This window comes from Enterococcus sp. RTP21361st1_A6_RTP21361_211029 (assembly GCF_040910045.1).
Classification (GTDB): Bacteria; Bacillota; Bacilli; order Lactobacillales; family Enterococcaceae; genus Enterococcus_D; species Enterococcus_D gallinarum.
In genome coordinates this window covers 1-19,761 of the sequence record NZ_JBDGBK010000014.1, presented here as the reverse complement: position 1 = coordinate 19,761, position 19,761 = coordinate 1, and the positions used below count along the sequence as shown (strand labels likewise).

Sequence of the window (19,761 nt, the reverse complement as noted above, 5' to 3'; positions counted from 1 at the left end):
CTTTTTCATTCCAATTCAACAAGAGAAGTATCCGGTGAGTTAAATAACTAATAATAAAGAAAATATCTTATTTTTTGAAAGCAACCATTTTATTTAAATTGGTAAAAAACTTCACAAATAGCGGTGTGGATATAATTGTAGAACAATTCAGACAGTTATAAGATAACGAAATGAGTATATTGTTTTTCAATTTGGAAAATCTCGGTTACAATTAGATAAAGGAAAAGGGGGATTTATTGATGCGAAGAAAGGTCTATACAAGAGAACATATTTTGAAGGCCGCGTATGAGTTGATCAATAAAGAAGGATTTGGCAACTTTACCGCCCGAAATATAGCAAAGCAAATGGGGATTTCAACACAACCGATTTATTTGGAATTTGAAAACATGCAGGATTTGAAAAACACTTTAGTTGAAGCGGTCTTCAAAGATCTTTCAGAAAACGTGTTTCCTGTTGAACGGACTGGTGATAAAGTCATTGATTTAGGATTAAACTACATTCACTTCGCACAAGAAAAACACAACTTGTATATTGCTCTTTTCGTAGATGACTATGGCGGAGGGAAATTGATGCACGATTTTCGTCTGATTATTTCAAAAAATTGATCAATTCCGAACCAAAGTATGCGGATCTATCGGAAGAAGCGATTACAGCCTTGCACAATGGTGCTTGGATCGTTGTTACCGGCATTGCTTCATTGATGTCAGCTGGAATCATTACGCCAACGGAGGAACAAATCATTAAGGTGATCGAGGAAACGATCACTGGGATTTTAGATAGAACAGACATTTTTATTTTTCAATAATAACGAATCTGCAACCATTTTTTCGGATGGATTGCAGATTTTTTCTTGACTTTTTCTGAAAAAAGTAGAAAATAAACGTTATGGAGAGTTGGCAGAGTGGTAATGCAGCGGACTCGAAATCCGCCGACCCGGTTCATCCCGGCGCGCAGGTTCAAATCCTGTACTCTCCTTACATTAACGCTTTGAAGCGTTTGGCCTATCCTTGGTGATAGGCTTTTTTTGTTTTGTAAGTAAAGACATGGGGAGGAGGGGCCCGAGGTATGAGAAAAGCATCGTACACGACTCATAAAATTTAATTAATGAGTTGATTCAGGCAGCAGTGAGAGCTTAGGAAACGAGTTTTGATAATGTCATGCCATTGCTTCTTTTTTTGAACGAAATCGATTAAACTAGAAGAAAGAGAACAAGAAAGCAGAAGGTGATAAAATGGCTGAGTTTGAAAAAGATTATGTCATGCGCCAAACGAAATTAGCTGTTAAGGGACTATCCGTTTTTTTGAAGGATGAATCAGTAGATGAGATCATGCAGTTGGATGAACAGCAGAGTGGACAAAAGAAAGAGCCAGAAGAGGAAAAGCAGTTGGAGTAGCTGTTTAATTTCATAACAAAACAAGAAAGCACCTGCTATTAGTCTTAGCGAGGTGCTTTCAGTACGAATCGGTATCCTTCATTTGGATGAACTCCTTATGCAGTTTTAGTCAATTCTTGTACAGCTTGTTCGATCGTCACACCAGTTGCAAAACGGTTAGCATCTTTTTTATCAAAAACGATAAAAAGGTTCAGTTTTGTATCTAGAGTAACTCGATATTGTAGTTCTGTGTTATAGAATGTCATAGTCATTCTCCTTTCAGTGTTATTCGTAACGAAAGGCAACGGTTAAGTTGATAACGAAATTCCATGATCAGAATAACACGTTGCTTGGCGTCTGTCCAATAATAACTGAATGGTAGAGGAAGTTTACTAAAAATTTATTAAGGAGAACAGAAGTTATCTAAAAAAATCAAATAACAAATTTGTAAGGAAGCTCCTTTAGTATCTGAGTAAAAAGCGGTATGAAGCGGTTTTGCTTGAAAAACTCTTTTTGTTGGGTTAAATAATTAATTTATTATATTTTTTTAAATTTAATTTTATTCAATTTATGGTAAGATAAGATTTGTTTCAGGGAAAATGAAAAAGGAAAATGAAAATGGATGTGAAAATATGTGCGGAATTGTAGGTTTCGTTAATACTAAAGACCAAAAAGCCGAAATCATTGAACAGATGATGGATCGAATCATTCATCGCGGTCCTAATAGTTCTGGAAAATTCATTGATGACCAAGTTGCTCTTGGCTTTCGGCGTTTATCGATTATTGACTTAGAAGGCGGTACGCAGCCTATTTATAATGAAGATGGAACGAAAGTAATCATTTTTAATGGTGAAATCTATAACTTTCAATCGTTAAGAGAAGAATTGATCCAAGCTGGACATGTCTTTACGACTCATGCAGATACTGAGGTTCTTCTTCATGGGTATGAAGAGTGGGGAACTGATTTATTGCAAAGAGTTCGCGGCATGTTTGCTTTTGCCATTTGGGATCGCGAAAAGCAAGAACTTTTTGGGGCAAGAGATCATTTCGGAATCAAACCTTATTATTACGCGGAAATGAATGGTACATTCATGTTTGGTTCAGAAATCAAGAGTTTTTTACCACATCCAGATTTTGAAAAAGAATTGAATAAGGATGCCTTAAAACCCTATTTGACTTTTCAATATTCGCCACTAAATGGCGAAACATTCTTTAAAGGCGTTTATCGCTTACAAGAAGGTCACTATTTTACTTATAAAAATGGCGTCATGGACATTCATGAATATTGGGATGCAGACTACAGTCATAAAGAAAACTATAGCAAAGAAGATTGGGTCCAAAAAATCGATGATACCGTTCAAGAATCGATTGCTGCACACAAAATCAGTGATGTAGAAGTAGGGTCATTTTTATCAAGCGGTGTCGACTCAAGTTATGTTGCCGCTGTTCTGCGTCCAGATCATTCTTTCTCAATTGGATTCGATGACAAGACCTATAATGAAGCAATTGAAGCTAGAAAATTGACCAAGATGCTGGGATTGAACAATACAGCAGCGGTGATTGATGGCGAGATGTCCTTCAACGCTTTTCCACTGATCCAGTATCATTTGGATGAGCCCGACTCCAATCCGAGTTGTGTCCCGCTCTACTTTTTAGCTAATCTCGCCTCGCAACATGTTCGTGTTGTACAATCTGGTGAAGGCGCAGATGAATTATTTGCCGGCTATGCTGCTTATGGTTGGCATACGAACTCCAAGATGATTCGTGTATTTGCTCAAGGATTGAAAAAATTACCTAAGAATATTCGATTCAAATTAGGCCGGACAATTGGTAATATGAGAAACTTCCATGGACGAATTCATCTCTATGAAGCCACCGCACCTGCAAAAGATTTCTTTATCGGGCAAGCGCTGGTCTTTGAAGAGCAAGAAGCCACTGAGATATTGCATCCAGACTATACTAGTGGACCATCAGTGGCGGAAATCGTCGCCCCATACTATGAAAAAGTCAAAGATCTTGATGAAGAAGTCAACAAAATGCAGTATTTGGATGTTCATCAATGGATGCCCAAAGACATCTTATTAAAAGCAGATAAGATGTCAATGGCTAGTTCTTTGGAATTACGGGTGCCATTACTTGATATTGAAGTCATGAAATTAGCTCAGACGATTCCGACAAAATATTTGATCAATCAGTACAATACGAAAGATGTCTTTCGTCAAGCAGCAAATCGTCACCTCCCAACAGAATGGGCCAATCGGGAAAAATTAGGTTTTCCGGTCCCTATTCGAGCATGGCTGAAAGAAGGGACTGGTTACAAAACCGTCAAAGAACTATTTACAGCGGATTTTGCTGCAGAATTCTTTGACCAAGAAAAGATTTTGCAATTATTGGCTGATCATCGCGCCGGTAAACAAGGACTTCAACGGAAAATCTGGACGATCTACACTTTCTTGACCTGGTATAAAGTATTCTTCATTGATGAAAAAATTCCTAAGGCAGAAACAATCATTTACGAAACAATTTAAAAACACGAGGACAGATGTAGTCCCTCTAAAGTCCATTTTCATACAGACTTTGGAGAGGAGAGACATCGAATCCTCGTGTTTCTTTTTGTCTTTTTATAGGGCTAATAAATTTTCCAAGTAGTCAGCTAAGCCGTCCTCGGCATTGGTTTTATCCGTTACATCATTGGCAATAGATTTTAATTGTGCGGTTCCATTTGCCATAGCCACACCCCAGCCGGCATATTCCAACATTTCTAGATCATTGTGTTCATCGCCAAAGGCAATAATATTTTTGGGATCAATCTTCAGATAATCGGAAATCACTGATAGACCTAATGCTTTATGGACCCCTTTTGGAACAATCTCCAAAATTGCATGAGGACCGCCCCATGTACGGACATCAACCGTGTCATTGAATTGATCGTTGATTCGTAGAGCAACAGACTCAGCGAATTCATTTTGTGTTTTGACCAATAATGAAGTCGGATCAGATTTCATGTTCTTCAATAAGTTTTCTTCAGTAATACTATCGGAAGAAAAGAAACGCTGATCAAAGCCTTCAAGTTGATCGATAAAAAAGGTTTCCCGATTTTCTGCAGCAACAAAATCTAAGTTCAGGTTCTCTTTTTGAGCCATTAGTTCAAAAGCGATTTCTTTTGACACAGAGAATTCTGTTTCATTTGCCCATACTTGACGAGGTTTGTGTACCAAACCTCCATTAAAATTGATCATAGGTGTTTTTAGGGCTAATTGACGATAAAACTGATCACTCATTCGAAAAGGACGACCGGTTGCGATGGTCACATAATGTCCAGCTTTCGTTGCTCGTGTCAAAACATCAAATGTCCGCTTTGAAATTTGGGACTCTGTATTTAAAGTAGTGCCGTCTAGATCGATGGCAATTAGTTTTTTGTTCACTCGACTCGCTCCATTCTCTTTTTCTAGTTGTTTAAGTGTAACACATTTTACTGATTTCACAAGAGATGAAAGGGGGATGGTAAGTTTCTGGAAAAAATCAGCTTCTTGATAAAACGCGAACGTTCGGATAAAATATTTGGTTTTTGTTAATTTTTTTATTGTAGAATAGGGGGAATTCGCCTATAATTTGTAATTGTTCGATGGAAAGTGCAATTATTCTTTTCTTTTCAGAAACACTAACTAATCTTGTAGGAGTGAACGATTTACATGGAAAAGTTTTTCAAATTAAAAGAAAATAAAACAACTGTTTCAACAGAAGTGATGGCTGGGGTAACCACCTTCTTTGCAATGAGCTACATTCTTTTTGTTAATCCTTCGATTCTTTCCGCATCTGGTATGCCTTTTCAAGCAGTCTTTCTGGCAACCATCATTGCCTCTGTCATTGGAACGCTGGTCATGGGACTCTTTGCAAACGTACCGTATGCGCAAGCACCAGGAATGGGATTGAATGCCTTCTTTACCTTTACAGTTGTCTTTGGGTTAGGTTATTCTTGGCAACAAGCATTAGCTATGGTCTTTATCTGTGGTGTGATCAATATTTTGATCACGATCACTAAAATTCGTAAATTGATTATTCATGCCATTCCAGAGAGCATGCAACATGCCATCGGTGGTGGGATTGGGATCTTCGTTGCTTACGTTGGGTTGAAAAATGCCAATCTATTAAGTTTCAGCGCGGATACTGCAGCAGTTACTGGATCAACTGTTGATGGTGATACGATTGTTAGTGCTTCATTTAATGGAGGCATCGTGCCGGCACTCGCTAACTTTAATAATGCACCAGTTATCTTGGCAATCATTGGCTTGGTTTTAACAACGTTATTAGTGGTTAAAAACGTCCGAGGAGCAATTATTATCGGTATCTTAGGGACAACGATCATTGGTATTTTGATGGGTGTGGTCGATTTAAGCACGATTGATTGGCAAGGAAACTCTTTGGGAAGTTCAATTAATGAACTTGGAACAACTTTTGGCGCTGCGTTTGGCCCAGAGGGAATAGGTTCATTGTTTAGTGATTCTGCTAAAATTCCTCAAGTGATCATGACGATTATTGCCTTTAGTCTTTCAGATACATTTGATACTATCGGCACATTTATTGGAACAGGGCGCCGTACTGGAATCTTTTCTCAAAAAGACGAAGAAGCGTTGGAAGATAGTAAAGGGTTCAATACAAAGATGGACAAAGCCCTTTTTGCCGATGCAATTGCAACTTCGATCGGTGCGATCTTTGGAACATCTAATACCACTACTTATGTTGAATCAGCTGCCGGGATCGGTGCTGGGGGACGAACAGGATTGACTTCAGTGGTAGTAGCAGCTTTGTTTGCCATTAGTAGTTTCTTTTCACCATTGATTTCCGTGGTCCCTGCTCAAGCAACAGCGCCGGCATTGATTTTAGTCGGTGTGATGATGCTCGCTTCATTTGCGGATATCAATTGGTCGGATCTTGAAGAAGCAGTTCCAGCATTCTTTGCTTCGATCTTTATGGGACTTTGTTACAGCATTTCTTATGGAATCGCAGCTGGTTTTATCTTTTACGCAATCGTTAAAGTCGTAAAAGGAAAATTCCGCGAAGTATCTCCAATTTTGTGGGTCGTAAATATTCTCTTTATTTTGAACTTCATTATTTTAGCTGTGATCAGCTAGTACCAATCAATAAAGAGCACTGATTTCTGGTCGTGCTTTTGACAATGAACTATCCAAACTATAACGGATTCTTTCTTTGGTCGATGAGCTGCTTTATGTGGGCTGTAAAGAACAAAGAAGGCGAAATCGGTTGTAGTGGGGATAGTTTTATTTTGTAGACAGATCACACAATCTTCTGTCTTTTTTAATTTTACTATTTTAAAAAATGCGGTATAGTTTAAGAGAAAGAGGGTTTTGACATGAAAATTGATTGGAAACGAAATCTCCTAATTTCTTGGATTGGCTGTTTTTTTACTGGTGCAAGTTTTAGTTTAGTTATGCCGTTTATTCCGCTATATATTGAAGAGTTGGGGGCGCCAAAAAGCCAAATCGAGCTGTTTTCAGGTCTGGCAATCTCAGTGACTGCGTTTGCAGCTGCAATCATTGCACCGGTTTGGGGAAATTTAGCAGATCAGAAAGGTCGCAGATTGATGATGATTCGGGCGGCTGCTGGTATGACAGTCACCATGGGCTCATTAGCCTTTGTACCGAATGTCTACTGGCTATTGATTATGCGCTTCTTTACGGGGATCCTTTCGGGTTATATTCCAAATGCGACAGCATTGATTGCTTCTCAAGCCCCGAAAGAAAAGAGTGGCTGGGCACTAGGAACATTAGCAACCGGAGCTATCGCCGGAAACTTGATCGGGCCTTCTATGGGTGGTGCTTTAGCACAGTGGTTTGGTATGAAGAATGTATTTATCATCACAGGGATCGTTCTTTTGATCACATTGCTGCTAACGATCTTTTTGGTTCAAGAAGATTTCGCACCTGTTGAAAAAGGGGACCTTCTATCTGTCAAAGAAATTTTTGGACAAATCAAAAACCTACAACTATTGATTGGCTTATTTATTACTTCATTGATCCTGCAACTTGGTGTAACAAGTATCAGTCCAATTTTGACTTTATATATCCGTGATCTAAGCGGCAATACAGGGAACCTTTTATTTGTCAGCGGGTTGATCGTATCGATTGCCGGTGTTTCAGCTATTATTTCTTCGCCAATATTAGGTAAAGTAGGGGACCGCTACGGAAATCATAAAGTGTTATTAGGAGGACTACTGCTTTCATTCCTTTGCTTTATTCCAATGGGCTTTGTTACGTCACCATTCCAATTGGGCGTTCTACGCTTTCTTTTGGGCTTCTCTACTGGTGCGTTAATGCCATCGATCAATACGTTAATCAGTAAAATCACTCCAATGGAAGGTGTTAGTCGAATTTATAGTTACAACCAAATGTTTTCTAACTTTGGACAAGTGCTTGGTCCAATGGTCGGTTCAACCGTTGCCCATAGTTTTGGCTACCCAGCCGTGTTTTGGGTAACCAGTGCGTTTGTCTTTTTGAATATTTGTCTTTCTACATTTAATTTCCGTAAAAATTTTCATAAGCACGATCTCAGTTGAAAAGAAAAAAAAACCAGTTACAATGAAGGTAACTGGTTTTTCTTCTATTAATGACTTGTCTTTTTTGGCGAAGGTGCAATCAAACCAAGAAGGATAATTAGTACACCTGCTACCAAAGAGATGATTGAGGTCAATTGGAAATCATAAGTAGCTCCCGCTAGTGAGCTGCCTAGATAGCCGACAACTTGGCCTAAGATAAATGTCCAAAATAATGTTGCTAAGTAGCGCATGACGACACCTCTTTTCTGCGTATCTTGCTTTTCGACTTTAGTTTATCACAAAAAATTTCAATGTAAAGATTTTCACATTTTCATTTATTCTTTTCAAATTAGAAATAAAGCAGAAACAAACGGAATTATCATTTTCGGAGGGATTTTCTATGTATCATCAATTGACAACCTTAAGCGCGTATTCCTTACTTCAAAGTACGATCAAAATTCCTCGTTATATTGCTGCTGCCAAAAAAGCTGGTTATAAAGTTTTGGGGCTGGCAGATCACAATGTGTTATATGGAGCCTTAGAATTTTATCAGCAATGCCAAAATGCCGGAATCAAACCTGTGATTGGTGTATTATTCGATTGCACGTTTGGCACGTCCACTATGCGTTTTCCATTGTATCTTTTTGCAAAGAATCTATCAGGCTACCGATTATTGATGCGCCTTTCCAGTGAGAAAATGATCAACGGTCACTTGGATCTATCTGAATACTTAACGTTACCAGATCTGTTTGGTATTTTGCCGCAAGGGCAAGGTTTCTCTCCAGATCAATCGGAAGACTTGGCACAGCTTTCTCGAGCATTGACAGACTTTGTCGCTCGTTTTGATCAAAAGAGTCTTTTCCTGGGTGTTCAAAAAGCAGCGGCAACGCCAGAAAGAGAGTGGTTTCAACAGCACGGTCTTGAGCTGTGCGCTTATCAACCCGTAGCAGCACTGGAACAAGCAGAACTATTTGCTGTTCAAGTCATGGAACATATTAAGAACGGTACTCAGATCGAAGATTTTCGTAAAGCGAAGGAACAATCTTCCGAAACGTATTATTTAGAACAGCCTGCGGAACTGATTCAGGCATTTGGAGAGAATTCAGAAGCATTGGTAAATAATCAGCGAATTGCAGAAGAATGTACTCTGACGATTCCTCTCCATCAACGTTTGCTCCCGCATTTCCCTTTAGAAGAAGGGGAAAATGCGGCTGATTTTCTTAGAAAACTGTGTTTTGAAAAGTTGTCTGAACGTATTACGCAGGTCACAGATATTTACCGTCAGCGTTTGGATTATGAACTATCCGTTATTCATACAATGGGATTTGACGATTACTTTTTGATCATTTGGGATGTGATGGATTTTGCTCACAAGAACGAAATTGTTACCGGCGCAGGGCGGGGCTCAGCAGCAGGTTCATTAGTAGCTTTCGTATTAGCCATCACCGATGTCGATCCAATTGAATATGACTTGCTGTTTGAGCGTTTCTTGAATCCCGAACGCTATACCATGCCCGATATCGATTTAGATATACCTGATAACAGACGTGATGAGATTTTGCGTTATGTCCGTCAAAAATATGGTCAGGAGTACATGGCGCAAATTGCTACTTTTGGAACGATGGCGGCCAAAATGGTGCTGCGGGATGTTTCACGAGTGTTTGGTTTGTCACAAAGCGAAGCCAATCGCTGGTCAAAAGCCATTCCTAACGCATTAAAAATGACATTGGCTTTAGCTTATGAGCAATCCAATCAATTACGAGAATTGGCTACCTTCAATGAACGAAATGAAACGATGTTTGCAGTGGCTAAGGTACTGGAAGGATTGCCTCGACATGTTTCCACCCATGCAGCTGGTGTGGTGATCAGCGACAAGAATCTCTTGGATCTAGTCCCCCTTCAACAAGGAAGTGATGAGATCCTCTTGACTCAGTTCACAATGAATGATGTGGAAACAGTGGGATTGTTAAAAATGGATTTTTTAGGATTACGGAATCTTTCAATCATTGACAATACTTTAAGAGGGATCAAGCGAGTTACAAATGAAACAGTTACCCAGAAAGCTATTCCTTTAAATGACCCAGCTGTGCTGCGACTATTTCAGCAAGGCGATACTGCCGGAATCTTTCAGTTTGAGTCAGCGGGGATCAGAAATGTTTTGCGAAAACTTGGACCTGAAAGTATCGAAGATATCGCAGCCGTCAATGCGTTGTATCGGCCAGGACCTATGCAAAATATCGATACGTTTATTCGACGGAAAAAAGGACAAGAAAAAGTCGTTTATCCGGATGCTGCTTTAGTGCCGATTTTACAAAATACTTATGGAATCATTGTTTATCAAGAACAAATCATGCAAGTTGCTTCTAAAATGGCAGGCTTTTCTCTTGGTCAAGCAGATATCTTGCGGCGAGCCATCAGCAAAAAGAAAAAAGACGTCCTAGATGAAGAACGGCGCCATTTTGTTGAAGGAGCCGTAGCCAACCATTTTTCCGCGGAGAAAGCAGAAGAAGTTTACGATTATATTGAGCGTTTTGCCAATTACGGGTTCAATCGTTCTCATGCGTTTGCCTACTCATTTATCGGCTTCCAAATGGCGTATTTAAAGGTACATTATCCAGGGCCATTTTTTGCTGCATTATTGCACTCGGTTAGGAATAATCCAGGTAAATTAAAAGAATATTTGAATGAAGCGACTCGGTATGGTGTAGCAATCTTACCGCCGTCCATCAACAAGAGTGGCTATAGTTTCTATCTTCAATCGGAAAAACAGATTCGTTTTGGCTTTAGCAGTGTTAAAGGAATACGTAGAGACCTGATTCAAGATATTTTAGATGAACGAAAGGAGAATGGAACATTCTCCTCCTTAGATCAATTCCTGTTGCGCTTGCATCAAAAGAATAACAAATGGCTGAAAGAAGATTATATCCGTCCGTTGTTAAGTATTGGTGCGTTTGATGAATTGGTCACTAATCGGAAGCAAGCACTTATCCAATTAGAAGGGAAAATCCAAAATATCACCTATAGTGGCGGCAGTCTCGATTTGTTAGAGACAATGGCTCTCAAAGAAGCCGAAGTCGCTGATTATGACTTAGAGCAAAAGTTAGCGTTGGAAGAAGAATATCTAGGGGTTTATTTATCAGGGCATCCTGTCCAACAATATCAGAAGCTGCAACAGTTGAAGCAGACGATAGCAATCGCTGACTTAGTTCCCAACGAACGTGTCCGGATACTATTTTATGTGCGTCAAATTCGAGAAATCCGTACAAAAAAAGGAGAGCAAATGGCGTTTCTTGAAGGAACAGATGCTAGTAAAGAAGTCTCAATCACTGTTTTTCCCACATTGTATCGTCACATACGATCTGACGTTGCAGAAAACGCCGTCTTGTATGTTGAAGGAAAAGTGGAAGTAAGTCGTTACAATGGTGAAATACAACTGATTGCTGATAAAATAGAGCTAGCTGAAAAAGCGCAAGCACAGCTAACAGATCAAACGTGTTATCTGAAGATCACACGTGATGTTGAGACGAACCATTTGCAAGAATTGTCGCAGTTGCTGAGAAAGCATCGAGGCCGGGTTCCTGTGGTGTTGTTCTATGAAAGCAACGGGAAAAAAGTGTTGCTGACGGAAGAGAACTGGCTAAAAAAAGACGAAGAAATGGAAAGAAAGCTTGGGCACTTGTTGGGAGAGGAAAATGTTGTTTTCAAGTAATTTTCCGAAAACGTTAAATTTTACTTACACTTTTTTCAACTTTTTCCCACTATTTCAAGACATTTCTCTGGAATAATGGTAAAATACTACTCGTGGTTATTACTTGAAAAGTATCAAATAAGGGAGTTCCAATTCCCTAAACAAATCTACTAATGAGGTGAATGGATAATGAAACGCATTGGAATTCTAACCAGTGGCGGCGATGCGCCGGGGATGAACGCAGCGGTTCGGGCAGTTGTAAGAAAGGCTATCTTTGATGGGCTGGAAGTATATGGAATCAATTACGGCTATGCTGGTTTGGTAGCTGGAGATATTCGCCGTCTTGATGTGGCAGATGTAGGTGACAAGATCCAACGAGGCGGTACATTCTTGTACTCTGCGCGCTATCCTGAATTTGCGACACAAGAAGGTCAGTTGAAAGGGATTGAACAACTGAAAAAATTCGGTATTGAAGGGTTGGTCGTTATTGGTGGCGACGGCTCTTATCATGGTGCGATGGCTCTAACACGCCATGGTTTTCCGGCGATCGGTATTCCAGGAACGATTGACAATGATATTCCTGGGACGGACTTTACTATCGGTTTTGATACAGCAATCAATACAGTATTGGAATCAATCGACCGAATTCGTGACACTGCAACTTCTCACGTCCGGACATTCGTAATCGAAGTAATGGGTCGTGGTGCAGGTGACATTGCGCTTTGGTCAGGAGTTGCCGGTGGGGCAGATGAGATCATCATCCCAGAACATGACTTTGATATGGCCGTTGTTGCGAACCGAATTCGTGAAGGACGGGACCGCGGTAAGAAACACTGCTTGATCGTCTTAGCAGAAGGCGTGATGGGCGGAAACGAATTTGCTGATAAATTATCTGAATATGGCGATTTCCACACGCGGGTATCGATTTTAGGACACGTTGTTCGTGGCGGATCACCAAGCGCAAGAGACCGCGTTCTAGCAAGTAAATTTGGTGCTTACGCAGTTGAGTTGCTTCAACAAGGCAAAGGCGGATTGTGCATCGGTATCGAAAACAACCAGATGGTTGCTGCAGATATCATCGAAACGCTTGAAAACAATCGTCACAAACCAGATATTTCTTTATACGACTTGAACAAGGAAATTTCCTTTTAAGTTTAGGAAGTATGAAACGCAACAGTAATTTTGTAAAAAAAGCTTATTAAGCTATTTTAAATAAATGAATAGGAGCGTTTAGTAATGAAAAAAACAAAAATCGTCAGCACATTAGGACCAGCAAGTAATAGTGTAGAAATTATTTCTGAACTGATCGAAGCCGGTGCAAATGTCTTCCGTTTCAATTTTTCTCATGGAGATCATGAAGAACAATTAGGACGTATGACAATGGTGCGTGAAGCGGTCAAGAAAACTGGTAAAGATGTAGGGATTCTTTTAGATACTAAAGGAGCAGAAATCCGTACAACCGTTCAAGATACAACTGAAGCAGATTATGGTCGTGCCGGCTATATCCAATTCAACGTTGGTGACCAAACACGTATCTCAATGGACCCAGAACACAAAGGAACAAAAGAAAAGATTGCAGTGACCTATCCTGGATTATTTGATGATGTATATGTAGGCGGCCATATCTTATTTGATGATGGTTTGATCGATATGGAGATCATCGAAAAAGACGAAGCAGCACGTGAATTAGTTGTTGTTGTTAAAAATGCAGGAATGTTGGGTTCTCGTAAAGGGGTCAATGCACCTGGCGTATCAATCAGCTTGCCTGGTATTACTGAAAAAGATGCTGACGATATTCGTTTTGGATTAGACAATGATATCGACTTCATCGCAGCTTCATTCGTACGTAAAGCTCAAGACGTTTTAGAAATTCGTGAAATTCTTGAAGAAAAGAACATGACTCATGTACAAATCTTCTCTAAAATCGAATCTCAAGAAGGTATCGACAACATTGATGAAATCATCAAAGTTTCTGACGGTATCATGGTTGCTCGTGGAGACATGGGTGTTGAGATTCCAGCAGAAGAAGTACCAATGGTTCAAAAACGAATCATCAAAAAATGTAATGCGGTAGGTAAATCAGTTATCACTGCAACTCAAATGTTAGAATCAATGCAACAAAATCCTCGTCCAACACGCGCAGAAGCTTCTGACGTTGCCAATGCAGTCTTTGACGGAACAGATGCAACCATGTTATCTGGAGAATCAGCAAACGGAGACTATCCTGTACAAGCTGTTGCAACGATGGCTCGTATCGATATCGAAGCAGAAAATGCTTTAGCAGAAATGAGTACTTTCCAAATCAACCAATTTGATAAAACTGATGTAACAGAAACAATTGGTCTTTCTGTGGCACGTGCAGCTAAAAATCTTGGCGTAAAAACAATCGTTGCTGCAACTGAATCTGGCTATACTGCGAAAATGATTTCAAAATATCGTCCAGATGCAGATATCTTGGCAGTAACTTTCGACGAACGTACAAAACGTGGTTTGATGTTAAACTGGGGTGTTTATCCAACAGTTGCTGAAAAACCTTCAACAACTGACGAAATGTTCGAATTAGCAGCTAAACAAGCTGTGGATCTTGATTTTGCCAAAGAAGGCGATTTGATTTTGATCACTGCTGGTGTGCCAGTTGGAGAACGTGGAACAACGAACGTGATGAAAATTCAAATGATCGGTTCTAAATTGCTTGAAGCACAAGGAATCGGTGAAAAATCAATCGTTTCTAATGCCGTTGTAGCCAACAGTGCAGAAGAAGCAATTGCTAAAGCAAAAGATGGCATGATCTTAGTTGTTCCAACAACAGATAAAGAATATATGCCTGCAATCGAGAAAGCAGCAGCACTTGTTGTTGAAGACGGCGGTTTGACTTCTCATGCAGCAGTTGTCGGCATTGCGAAAGACCTTCCAGTGATCGTTGGGGCAAAAGATGCCACAACAACGATCAAAGATGGTGAATTGATTACTGTGGATTCTCGTCGTGGAATCGTCTACCGTGGAGAAACAACAGCTATCTAATCTTCTTTCGAAAGATTGATTAATGGAGGCAACAGGCTCGTGCATAAGTAGCGAGTCTGTTGTTTTTTTCTCTAAAAGCAATCACTTTTTTTGTGCGTAAAATTACAGCTGTAGAAATGAAAAAGGTGTCAAGAAAATTTCATTGACAAAGGGAAATAACCCCTGTATAATTGCTTTTGTTGCTTAGGGGTGATAAAAATGAAATGGTCTTTATTGGAATTAAAAAAATACCAAGAGACACCGCTAATGTTCGACGAAACGTTGAACTTAAAAAATCAATTGATAAAACGCGATGGACAGATCATTGATTTGTCTCCTGTGAAAATCACTGGCATGATGTCTGTTGGAAAACATGAATATCTCCTACATTATCGAGTGGAGACAACCATCACGTTACCTTCAACACGCTCATTGACTCCAGTTGCTTTGCCAATGGATTTTACAGTGGATGAACTCTTCATGACACCAGAGCAATTTCAGCGGCGAGATGAAATGATTCCAGAAGAAGATGTCTTGATCATTGAAGGTCAGACGATCAGTTTGGATGATTCAGTTGCTGATAACCTATTACTTGCGATTCCCATGCAAGTCCTTACTGAGGAAGAGAAAAATAGCACAGAAATGCCGTCAGGAAATGACTGGGCTGTTTTATCAGAAGAAGACTATGCAAACCAAAAAGAAGCGCAAGCCCAACAAATTGATCCTCGTCTTGCAAAATTATCGGAACTGTTCAATGATTCAGAAGATGATAACGCGTAGGATTGGAATAAATTGCAGCCTCAAGGTTGCTTTCATTTACAAGGAGGTGTAGCAAAATGGCAGTACCAGCAAGAAGAACTTCTAAAGCGAAAAAAGCAAAACGTCGTACTCATTACAAATTGACAATCAACGGTTTGAACGAATGTGCAAACTGTGGTGAAATGAAAAAAAGCCACCATGTATGCTCAAACTGTGGTCATTACGATGGAAAAGATGTAGCAACAAAAGAAGCATAATCCTTTTTTACAGAAAAAGGGATTTCAAAATCCTAAGGCTAACCATGGAGCCTTAGGATTTTTCTTTTTGTTTCAGATTAGTTTCATGAAAACTAGAACTTTTCTGAAATAATTCTTACTCTTTGAAAGAGAATAGTTCAAAACAACTATCTTTTGCGCTATAATAAAACAGATAACTGAATCTTAGGAGGATGAGTGATGACAAAACAACAAATCGGCGTTGTCGGTATGGCAGTCATGGGAAAAAACTTAGCGTTGAACATTGAAAGCCGCGGTTATTCAGTTGCCCTATTCAACCGTACAGGATCTAAAACAGAAGAAGTAGTAAAAGAACATCCAGATAAAAACTTTAAAGCAACCTATACGATTGAAGAGTTCGTACAATCGATCGAAACACCACGACGCATTCTTTTGATGGTCAAAGCGGGTTTTGCGACAGACGCAACCATCCAAGAATTATTGCCTCATCTTGAAAAAGGGGACATCTTGATCGATGGAGGAAACACATTCTTCAAAGATACGATCCGTCGTAATGAAGAATTAGCAAATTCTGGTATCAACTTTATCGGTACCGGAGTTTCTGGTGGAGAAGAAGGCGCATTGAAAGGCCCGTCAATCATGCCTGGCGGACAAAAAGAAGCGTATGAGTTAGTGGCTCCTATTTTGGAACAAATCTCAGCAAAAGCAGAAGATGGCACTCCTTGTGTTACCTACATTGGACCAAATGGTGCAGGACACTATGTAAAAATGGTTCACAATGGTATCGAGTATGGAGATATGCAGCTAATTGCTGAATCCTATGATTTGATGCAAAAAATTCTAGGGCTATCTGTTTCTGAAATGGCGGAGATCTTCTCTGAATGGAATAAAGGGGAATTAGATAGCTACTTGATCGAAATCACAGCAGACATCTTAACACGCAAAGACGATTTAGGTACTGGGAAACCAATCGTTGATGTGATTTTAGATGCTGCCGGCAACAAAGGAACGGGGAAATGGACGAGTCAAAGTGCATTAGATCTTGGTGTTCCACTGCCGTTGATCACAGAGTCTGTTTTTGCGCGTTATATTTCTGCTTATAAAGAAGAACGAGTGAATGCTAGCCAAGTCTTACCAAAACCTGAAGGATTCGAATTTACAGGAGACAAACAAGAATTTGTTGAGAAAATTCGGGAAGCATTGTATTTCAGCAAAATCATGAGCTATGCACAAGGTTTTGCGCAATTACGGACCGCATCAAAAGAGTATGATTGGCAACTGCCATTTGGTGAAATTGCTAAAATCTGGCGTGCAGGTTGTATCATTCGTGCGCAATTCTTGCAAAAAATCACCGATGCTTATGAAAAAGATACGGATATCGAAAACTTATTGCTTGATGACTATTTCAAGGAAATCACAAAACGCTATCAACAATCCGTTCGTGACGTCGTAGCATTGGCAGTCCAAGCTGGCGTACCAGTCCCAACATTCTCTTCAGCAATTGCTTATTTTGATTCTTATCGCTCAGATCGTTTGCCTGCAAACTTGATCCAAGCACAGCGGGATTATTTCGGTGCCCATACGTATGAACGTACGGACAAAGAAGGAATTTACCACTACTCTTGGTATGAGGAAGAATAAGTCGAACAATTGAGAACAAATTAAGAGAATGACCGAACAGTGAGAACTTTCGGTCAATCTCTTTTTTATTTTTTAGATACATGATAAAATAAAGCAGATAGTGTCTAACTATATGCAGAATAACCGATAAAGGAGCTCTAACTAATGAGTAATATTCTAATCATTGAAGATGAAAAGAACTTAGCTCGATTCGTGGAATTAGAATTAAAGCATGAAGGCTATAATACCGAAGTACATTATAATGGCAGAACTGGATTGGATGCAGCGTTGAACAATGAATGGGATGCCATCTTACTTGATTTGATGCTACCAGAACTAAACGGATTAGAAGTTTGCCGTCGTGTGCGCCAGACCAAAAATACGCCAATCATTATGATGACAGCAAGAGATTCAGTGATCGATCGGGTCTCAGGGCTAGATCACGGAGCAGACGATTATATTGTGAAACCCTTTGCGATTGAAGAGCTACTAGCTCGTTTGCGTGCGCTGTTACGTCGAATCGACATTGAAGGAGACAAAAATGTTGCCAAGCAAACGACGATCACTTATCGTGATTTAACCATCGAGAAAGAAAACCGTGTGGTGCGTCGAGGCAGTGATGTTATTGAATTGACGAAGCGTGAGTACGAGTTGCTTCTTACTTTGATGGAGAACGTCAATGTCGTCTTAGCCCGTGATGTTCTGCTGAACAAAGTTTGGGGTTATGAAACAGAAGTAGAAACAAACGTAGTCGATGTGTATATTCGTTATCTACGGAATAAGATCGACGTACCTGGAGAAGAAAGCTATATCCAAACTGTTCGGGGGACAGGATACGTGATGCGTTCGTGAGCTTAAAAAAAAGAATGAAAAAACTAAAAGAACTGAAGGGGCCTTCTTTGACTGTGAAGTGGGCCTTCGCAAGTTCTTTCTTTATATTTGTTGTTTTTACAATTTTTGCAGTCATCACTTACAAAACGTCTATCAACCTGCTTGTGGCTAAAGAAGAAAATAACGTGGAGCGTACGATGTCGGAAGTAGCTTCTAGGTTAGCCAATTCAGACCAAGAATTGACATTGGTGCGTACCTATCGCAATTTAACTAAGAACGATAGTGGTGATACGAGCATCTACGACCGAACTTCAACAATTGATGGGAACTTAATGAAGATCGACTCGTTTATTTCCGAGTTAGGTCAGTCTCCTTTGAGCTTATTTGTTTATAATCTGAATCAGGAATTGATTTTCAAAACCCATGAAAATAATCTTTCTCTGATCGATGTGCAGCGAAAGCCGCCCACGATCGTGACATTGGACAATATTACAGGCTTTTTGTCGATCCAGCCAATCTACTCAAAAGAAACGAGAGAAAAAATTGGTTATGCTCAAACATTTTATGAACTGACCTCATTTTATGAAATTCGCAGTAAGCTCTTGTTAACGCTAATCATACTTGAAGTCGTTTCCTTGATTCTCAGTAGCGTTTTAGGTTTTTTCTTATCTGCTTATTTCTTGCAGCCACTGAAAGTTTTGCGGGATACAATGGAAACCGTTCGAAAGAATCCCCAATCGACCGTGCATATGCCTGAACTGAATACAAATGATGAATTATCTGATTTGGCAGACATCTTTAATGAGATGCTCGACCGTATGCGGCTATATATCGAGCAGCAAGAACGGTTTGTAGAGGACGTTTCTCATGAATTACGGACACCAGTGGCAATCATTGAAGGACATATGAGCCTGTTGCAGCGCTGGGGCAAGGACGATCCAGAAGTATTAGATGAATCGCTTGCAGCCAGCATGCAAGAAATCAGTCGAATGAAGACACTTGTGCAGGAAATGCTCGACCTTTCCAGAGCTGAGCAAGTAGATGTCCACTATGCGAATGAAACGACAAAAGCTAAAGAAGTCGTATACCAAGTATTTAATAATTTTAAAATTCTTTACCCGGAATTTGTTTTCACATTGGATGATGATCTTTACCACGAATTGACTTTAAAAATTTATCGGAATCATTTCGAACAAATTATTATTATCATCTTAGATAATGCCGTCAAGTACTCCACAGATCGCAAAGAGGTCCATTTATCTATTTCTTCTGATCGACAAACGTTTGAGATTGCAATTCAGGATTTTGGTGAAGGAATCAGCAAAGATGACTTGGATAAAATTTTCAATCGATTTTATCGAGTGGATAAGGCGAGAGCAAGAACCAAAGGGGGAAATGGGTTAGGACTATCCATTGCTAAGCAATTATTGGAAAGTTATAAAGGGCGCATTACTGCAGAAAGTGTGATTGGGCAAGGAACGATTTTTAGAATATATATTCCTGTGGTTCAATCTAGTAAGGATGTTTTGAAATAGCGCAGATCCTCTGCGAAGAAACCAGCTGGTTGTTGTAGGTTAGCGACAATCAGCTGGTTTTTTCGGCTCTTTGTCAATAAGGACTGATGAGTTGTACAAAATCAAATCTGGGTCAGAATGAACCTCATTCTGGCTCAGATTTTTTGTTATCTTACTTTGATTAAGTG

General features: G+C 39.8%; 15 protein-coding genes, 1 tRNA gene and 1 pseudogene. 14 read left to right on the top strand and 3 right to left on the bottom strand.

Going from position 1 to position 19,761, the window contains the following annotated elements; translation table 11 throughout:
- Positions 1 to 239 precede the first annotated feature (239 nt).
- The 3 genes and pseudogenes from AB5Z52_RS04070 to AB5Z52_RS04060 all read left to right on the top strand — a co-directional run bounded on the left by AB5Z52_RS04070 (position 240) and on the right by AB5Z52_RS04060 (position 1,393).
- A pseudogene (locus AB5Z52_RS04070) lies at positions 240 to 805 on the top strand (TetR/AcrR family transcriptional regulator).
- Between the two features lie 82 nt (positions 806 to 887).
- Positions 888 to 975: transfer RNA gene (locus tag AB5Z52_RS04065), tRNA-Ser, on the top strand.
- Between the two features lie 256 nt (positions 976 to 1,231).
- Positions 1,232 to 1,393, top strand: coding sequence for a hypothetical protein (locus AB5Z52_RS04060; RefSeq protein WP_003127848.1), 162 nt, complete (start codon positions 1,232 to 1,234; stop codon positions 1,391 to 1,393).
- Between the two features lie 95 nt (positions 1,394 to 1,488).
- Here AB5Z52_RS04060 and AB5Z52_RS04055 read toward each other — a convergent pair whose 3' ends face one another.
- The gene (locus AB5Z52_RS04055) at positions 1,489 to 1,638 is read right to left on the bottom strand and encodes a hypothetical protein (protein WP_003127849.1); all 150 of its coding nucleotides are present in this window, start codon (positions 1,636 to 1,638) and stop codon (positions 1,489 to 1,491) included.
- Positions 1,639 to 2,004: 366 nt separating this feature from the next.
- Here AB5Z52_RS04055 and asnB point away from each other — a divergent pair, with 366 nt between their 5' ends.
- The gene (gene asnB, locus AB5Z52_RS04050; RefSeq protein WP_288551629.1) at positions 2,005 to 3,900 is read left to right on the top strand and encodes an asparagine synthase (glutamine-hydrolyzing); all 1,896 of its coding nucleotides are present in this window, start codon (positions 2,005 to 2,007) and stop codon (positions 3,898 to 3,900) included.
- Between the two features lie 93 nt (positions 3,901 to 3,993).
- On the opposite strand, the gene AB5Z52_RS04045 is transcribed toward asnB, so the two are convergent.
- The gene (locus AB5Z52_RS04045) at positions 3,994 to 4,797 is read right to left on the bottom strand and encodes a Cof-type HAD-IIB family hydrolase (protein WP_003127852.1); all 804 of its coding nucleotides are present in this window, start codon (positions 4,795 to 4,797) and stop codon (positions 3,994 to 3,996) included.
- A 267-nt stretch (positions 4,798 to 5,064) separates the two neighbouring features.
- On the opposite strand from AB5Z52_RS04045, the gene AB5Z52_RS04040 reads away from it, so the two are divergent.
- Entirely contained in the window at positions 5,065 to 6,504 is a 1,440-nt protein-coding gene (locus tag AB5Z52_RS04040; RefSeq protein WP_029487041.1) for an NCS2 family permease, read from the top strand.
- A gap of 239 nt (positions 6,505 to 6,743) precedes the next feature.
- Complete coding sequence (locus tag AB5Z52_RS04035) at positions 6,744 to 7,946, top strand: multidrug efflux MFS transporter (RefSeq protein ID WP_086269372.1); 1,203 nt, start codon at positions 6,744 to 6,746, stop codon at positions 7,944 to 7,946.
- Between the two features lie 47 nt (positions 7,947 to 7,993).
- Here the strand turns inward: AB5Z52_RS04035 and AB5Z52_RS04030 are convergent, their stop codons facing one another.
- The gene (locus AB5Z52_RS04030; RefSeq protein WP_003127855.1) at positions 7,994 to 8,176 is read right to left on the bottom strand and encodes a YjzD family protein; all 183 of its coding nucleotides are present in this window, start codon (positions 8,174 to 8,176) and stop codon (positions 7,994 to 7,996) included.
- A gap of 149 nt (positions 8,177 to 8,325) precedes the next feature.
- Here AB5Z52_RS04030 and dnaE point away from each other — a divergent pair, with 149 nt between their 5' ends.
- The 8 genes from dnaE (at position 8,326) to AB5Z52_RS03990 (ending at position 19,594) form a co-directional block, all read left to right on the top strand.
- Positions 8,326 to 11,634, top strand: coding sequence for a DNA polymerase III subunit alpha (dnaE, locus tag AB5Z52_RS04025; RefSeq protein WP_086269371.1), 3,309 nt, complete (start codon positions 8,326 to 8,328; stop codon positions 11,632 to 11,634).
- Positions 11,635 to 11,802: 168 nt separating this feature from the next.
- The gene (gene pfkA, locus AB5Z52_RS04020; RefSeq protein WP_003127857.1) at positions 11,803 to 12,765 is read left to right on the top strand and encodes a 6-phosphofructokinase; all 963 of its coding nucleotides are present in this window, start codon (positions 11,803 to 11,805) and stop codon (positions 12,763 to 12,765) included.
- An 84-nt stretch (positions 12,766 to 12,849) separates the two neighbouring features.
- Positions 12,850 to 14,634, top strand: a complete 1,785-nt coding sequence (gene pyk / locus AB5Z52_RS04015; protein ID WP_288551627.1) for a pyruvate kinase — start codon at positions 12,850 to 12,852, stop codon at positions 14,632 to 14,634.
- A 198-nt stretch (positions 14,635 to 14,832) separates the two neighbouring features.
- On the top strand, positions 14,833 to 15,393 hold the full coding sequence (locus AB5Z52_RS04010; protein WP_005472104.1) for a DUF177 domain-containing protein: 561 nt from the start codon (positions 14,833 to 14,835) through the stop codon (positions 15,391 to 15,393).
- A 56-nt stretch (positions 15,394 to 15,449) separates the two neighbouring features.
- On the top strand, positions 15,450 to 15,629 hold the full coding sequence (gene rpmF / locus AB5Z52_RS04005; RefSeq protein ID WP_003127860.1) for a 50S ribosomal protein L32: 180 nt from the start codon (positions 15,450 to 15,452) through the stop codon (positions 15,627 to 15,629).
- A gap of 198 nt (positions 15,630 to 15,827) precedes the next feature.
- Positions 15,828 to 17,249, top strand: coding sequence for an NADP-dependent phosphogluconate dehydrogenase (gene gndA, locus AB5Z52_RS04000; protein ID WP_003127861.1), 1,422 nt, complete (start codon positions 15,828 to 15,830; stop codon positions 17,247 to 17,249).
- A 144-nt stretch (positions 17,250 to 17,393) separates the two neighbouring features.
- A complete protein-coding gene (locus AB5Z52_RS03995; protein WP_003127863.1) occupies positions 17,394 to 18,080 on the top strand; it encodes a response regulator transcription factor in 687 nt (228 codons plus the stop codon).
- Positions 18,081 to 18,094: 14 nt separating this feature from the next.
- The gene (locus tag AB5Z52_RS03990; protein ID WP_081132372.1) at positions 18,095 to 19,594 is read left to right on the top strand and encodes a HAMP domain-containing histidine kinase; all 1,500 of its coding nucleotides are present in this window, start codon (positions 18,095 to 18,097) and stop codon (positions 19,592 to 19,594) included.
- The last annotated feature ends 167 nt before the right edge of the window (positions 19,595 to 19,761 follow it).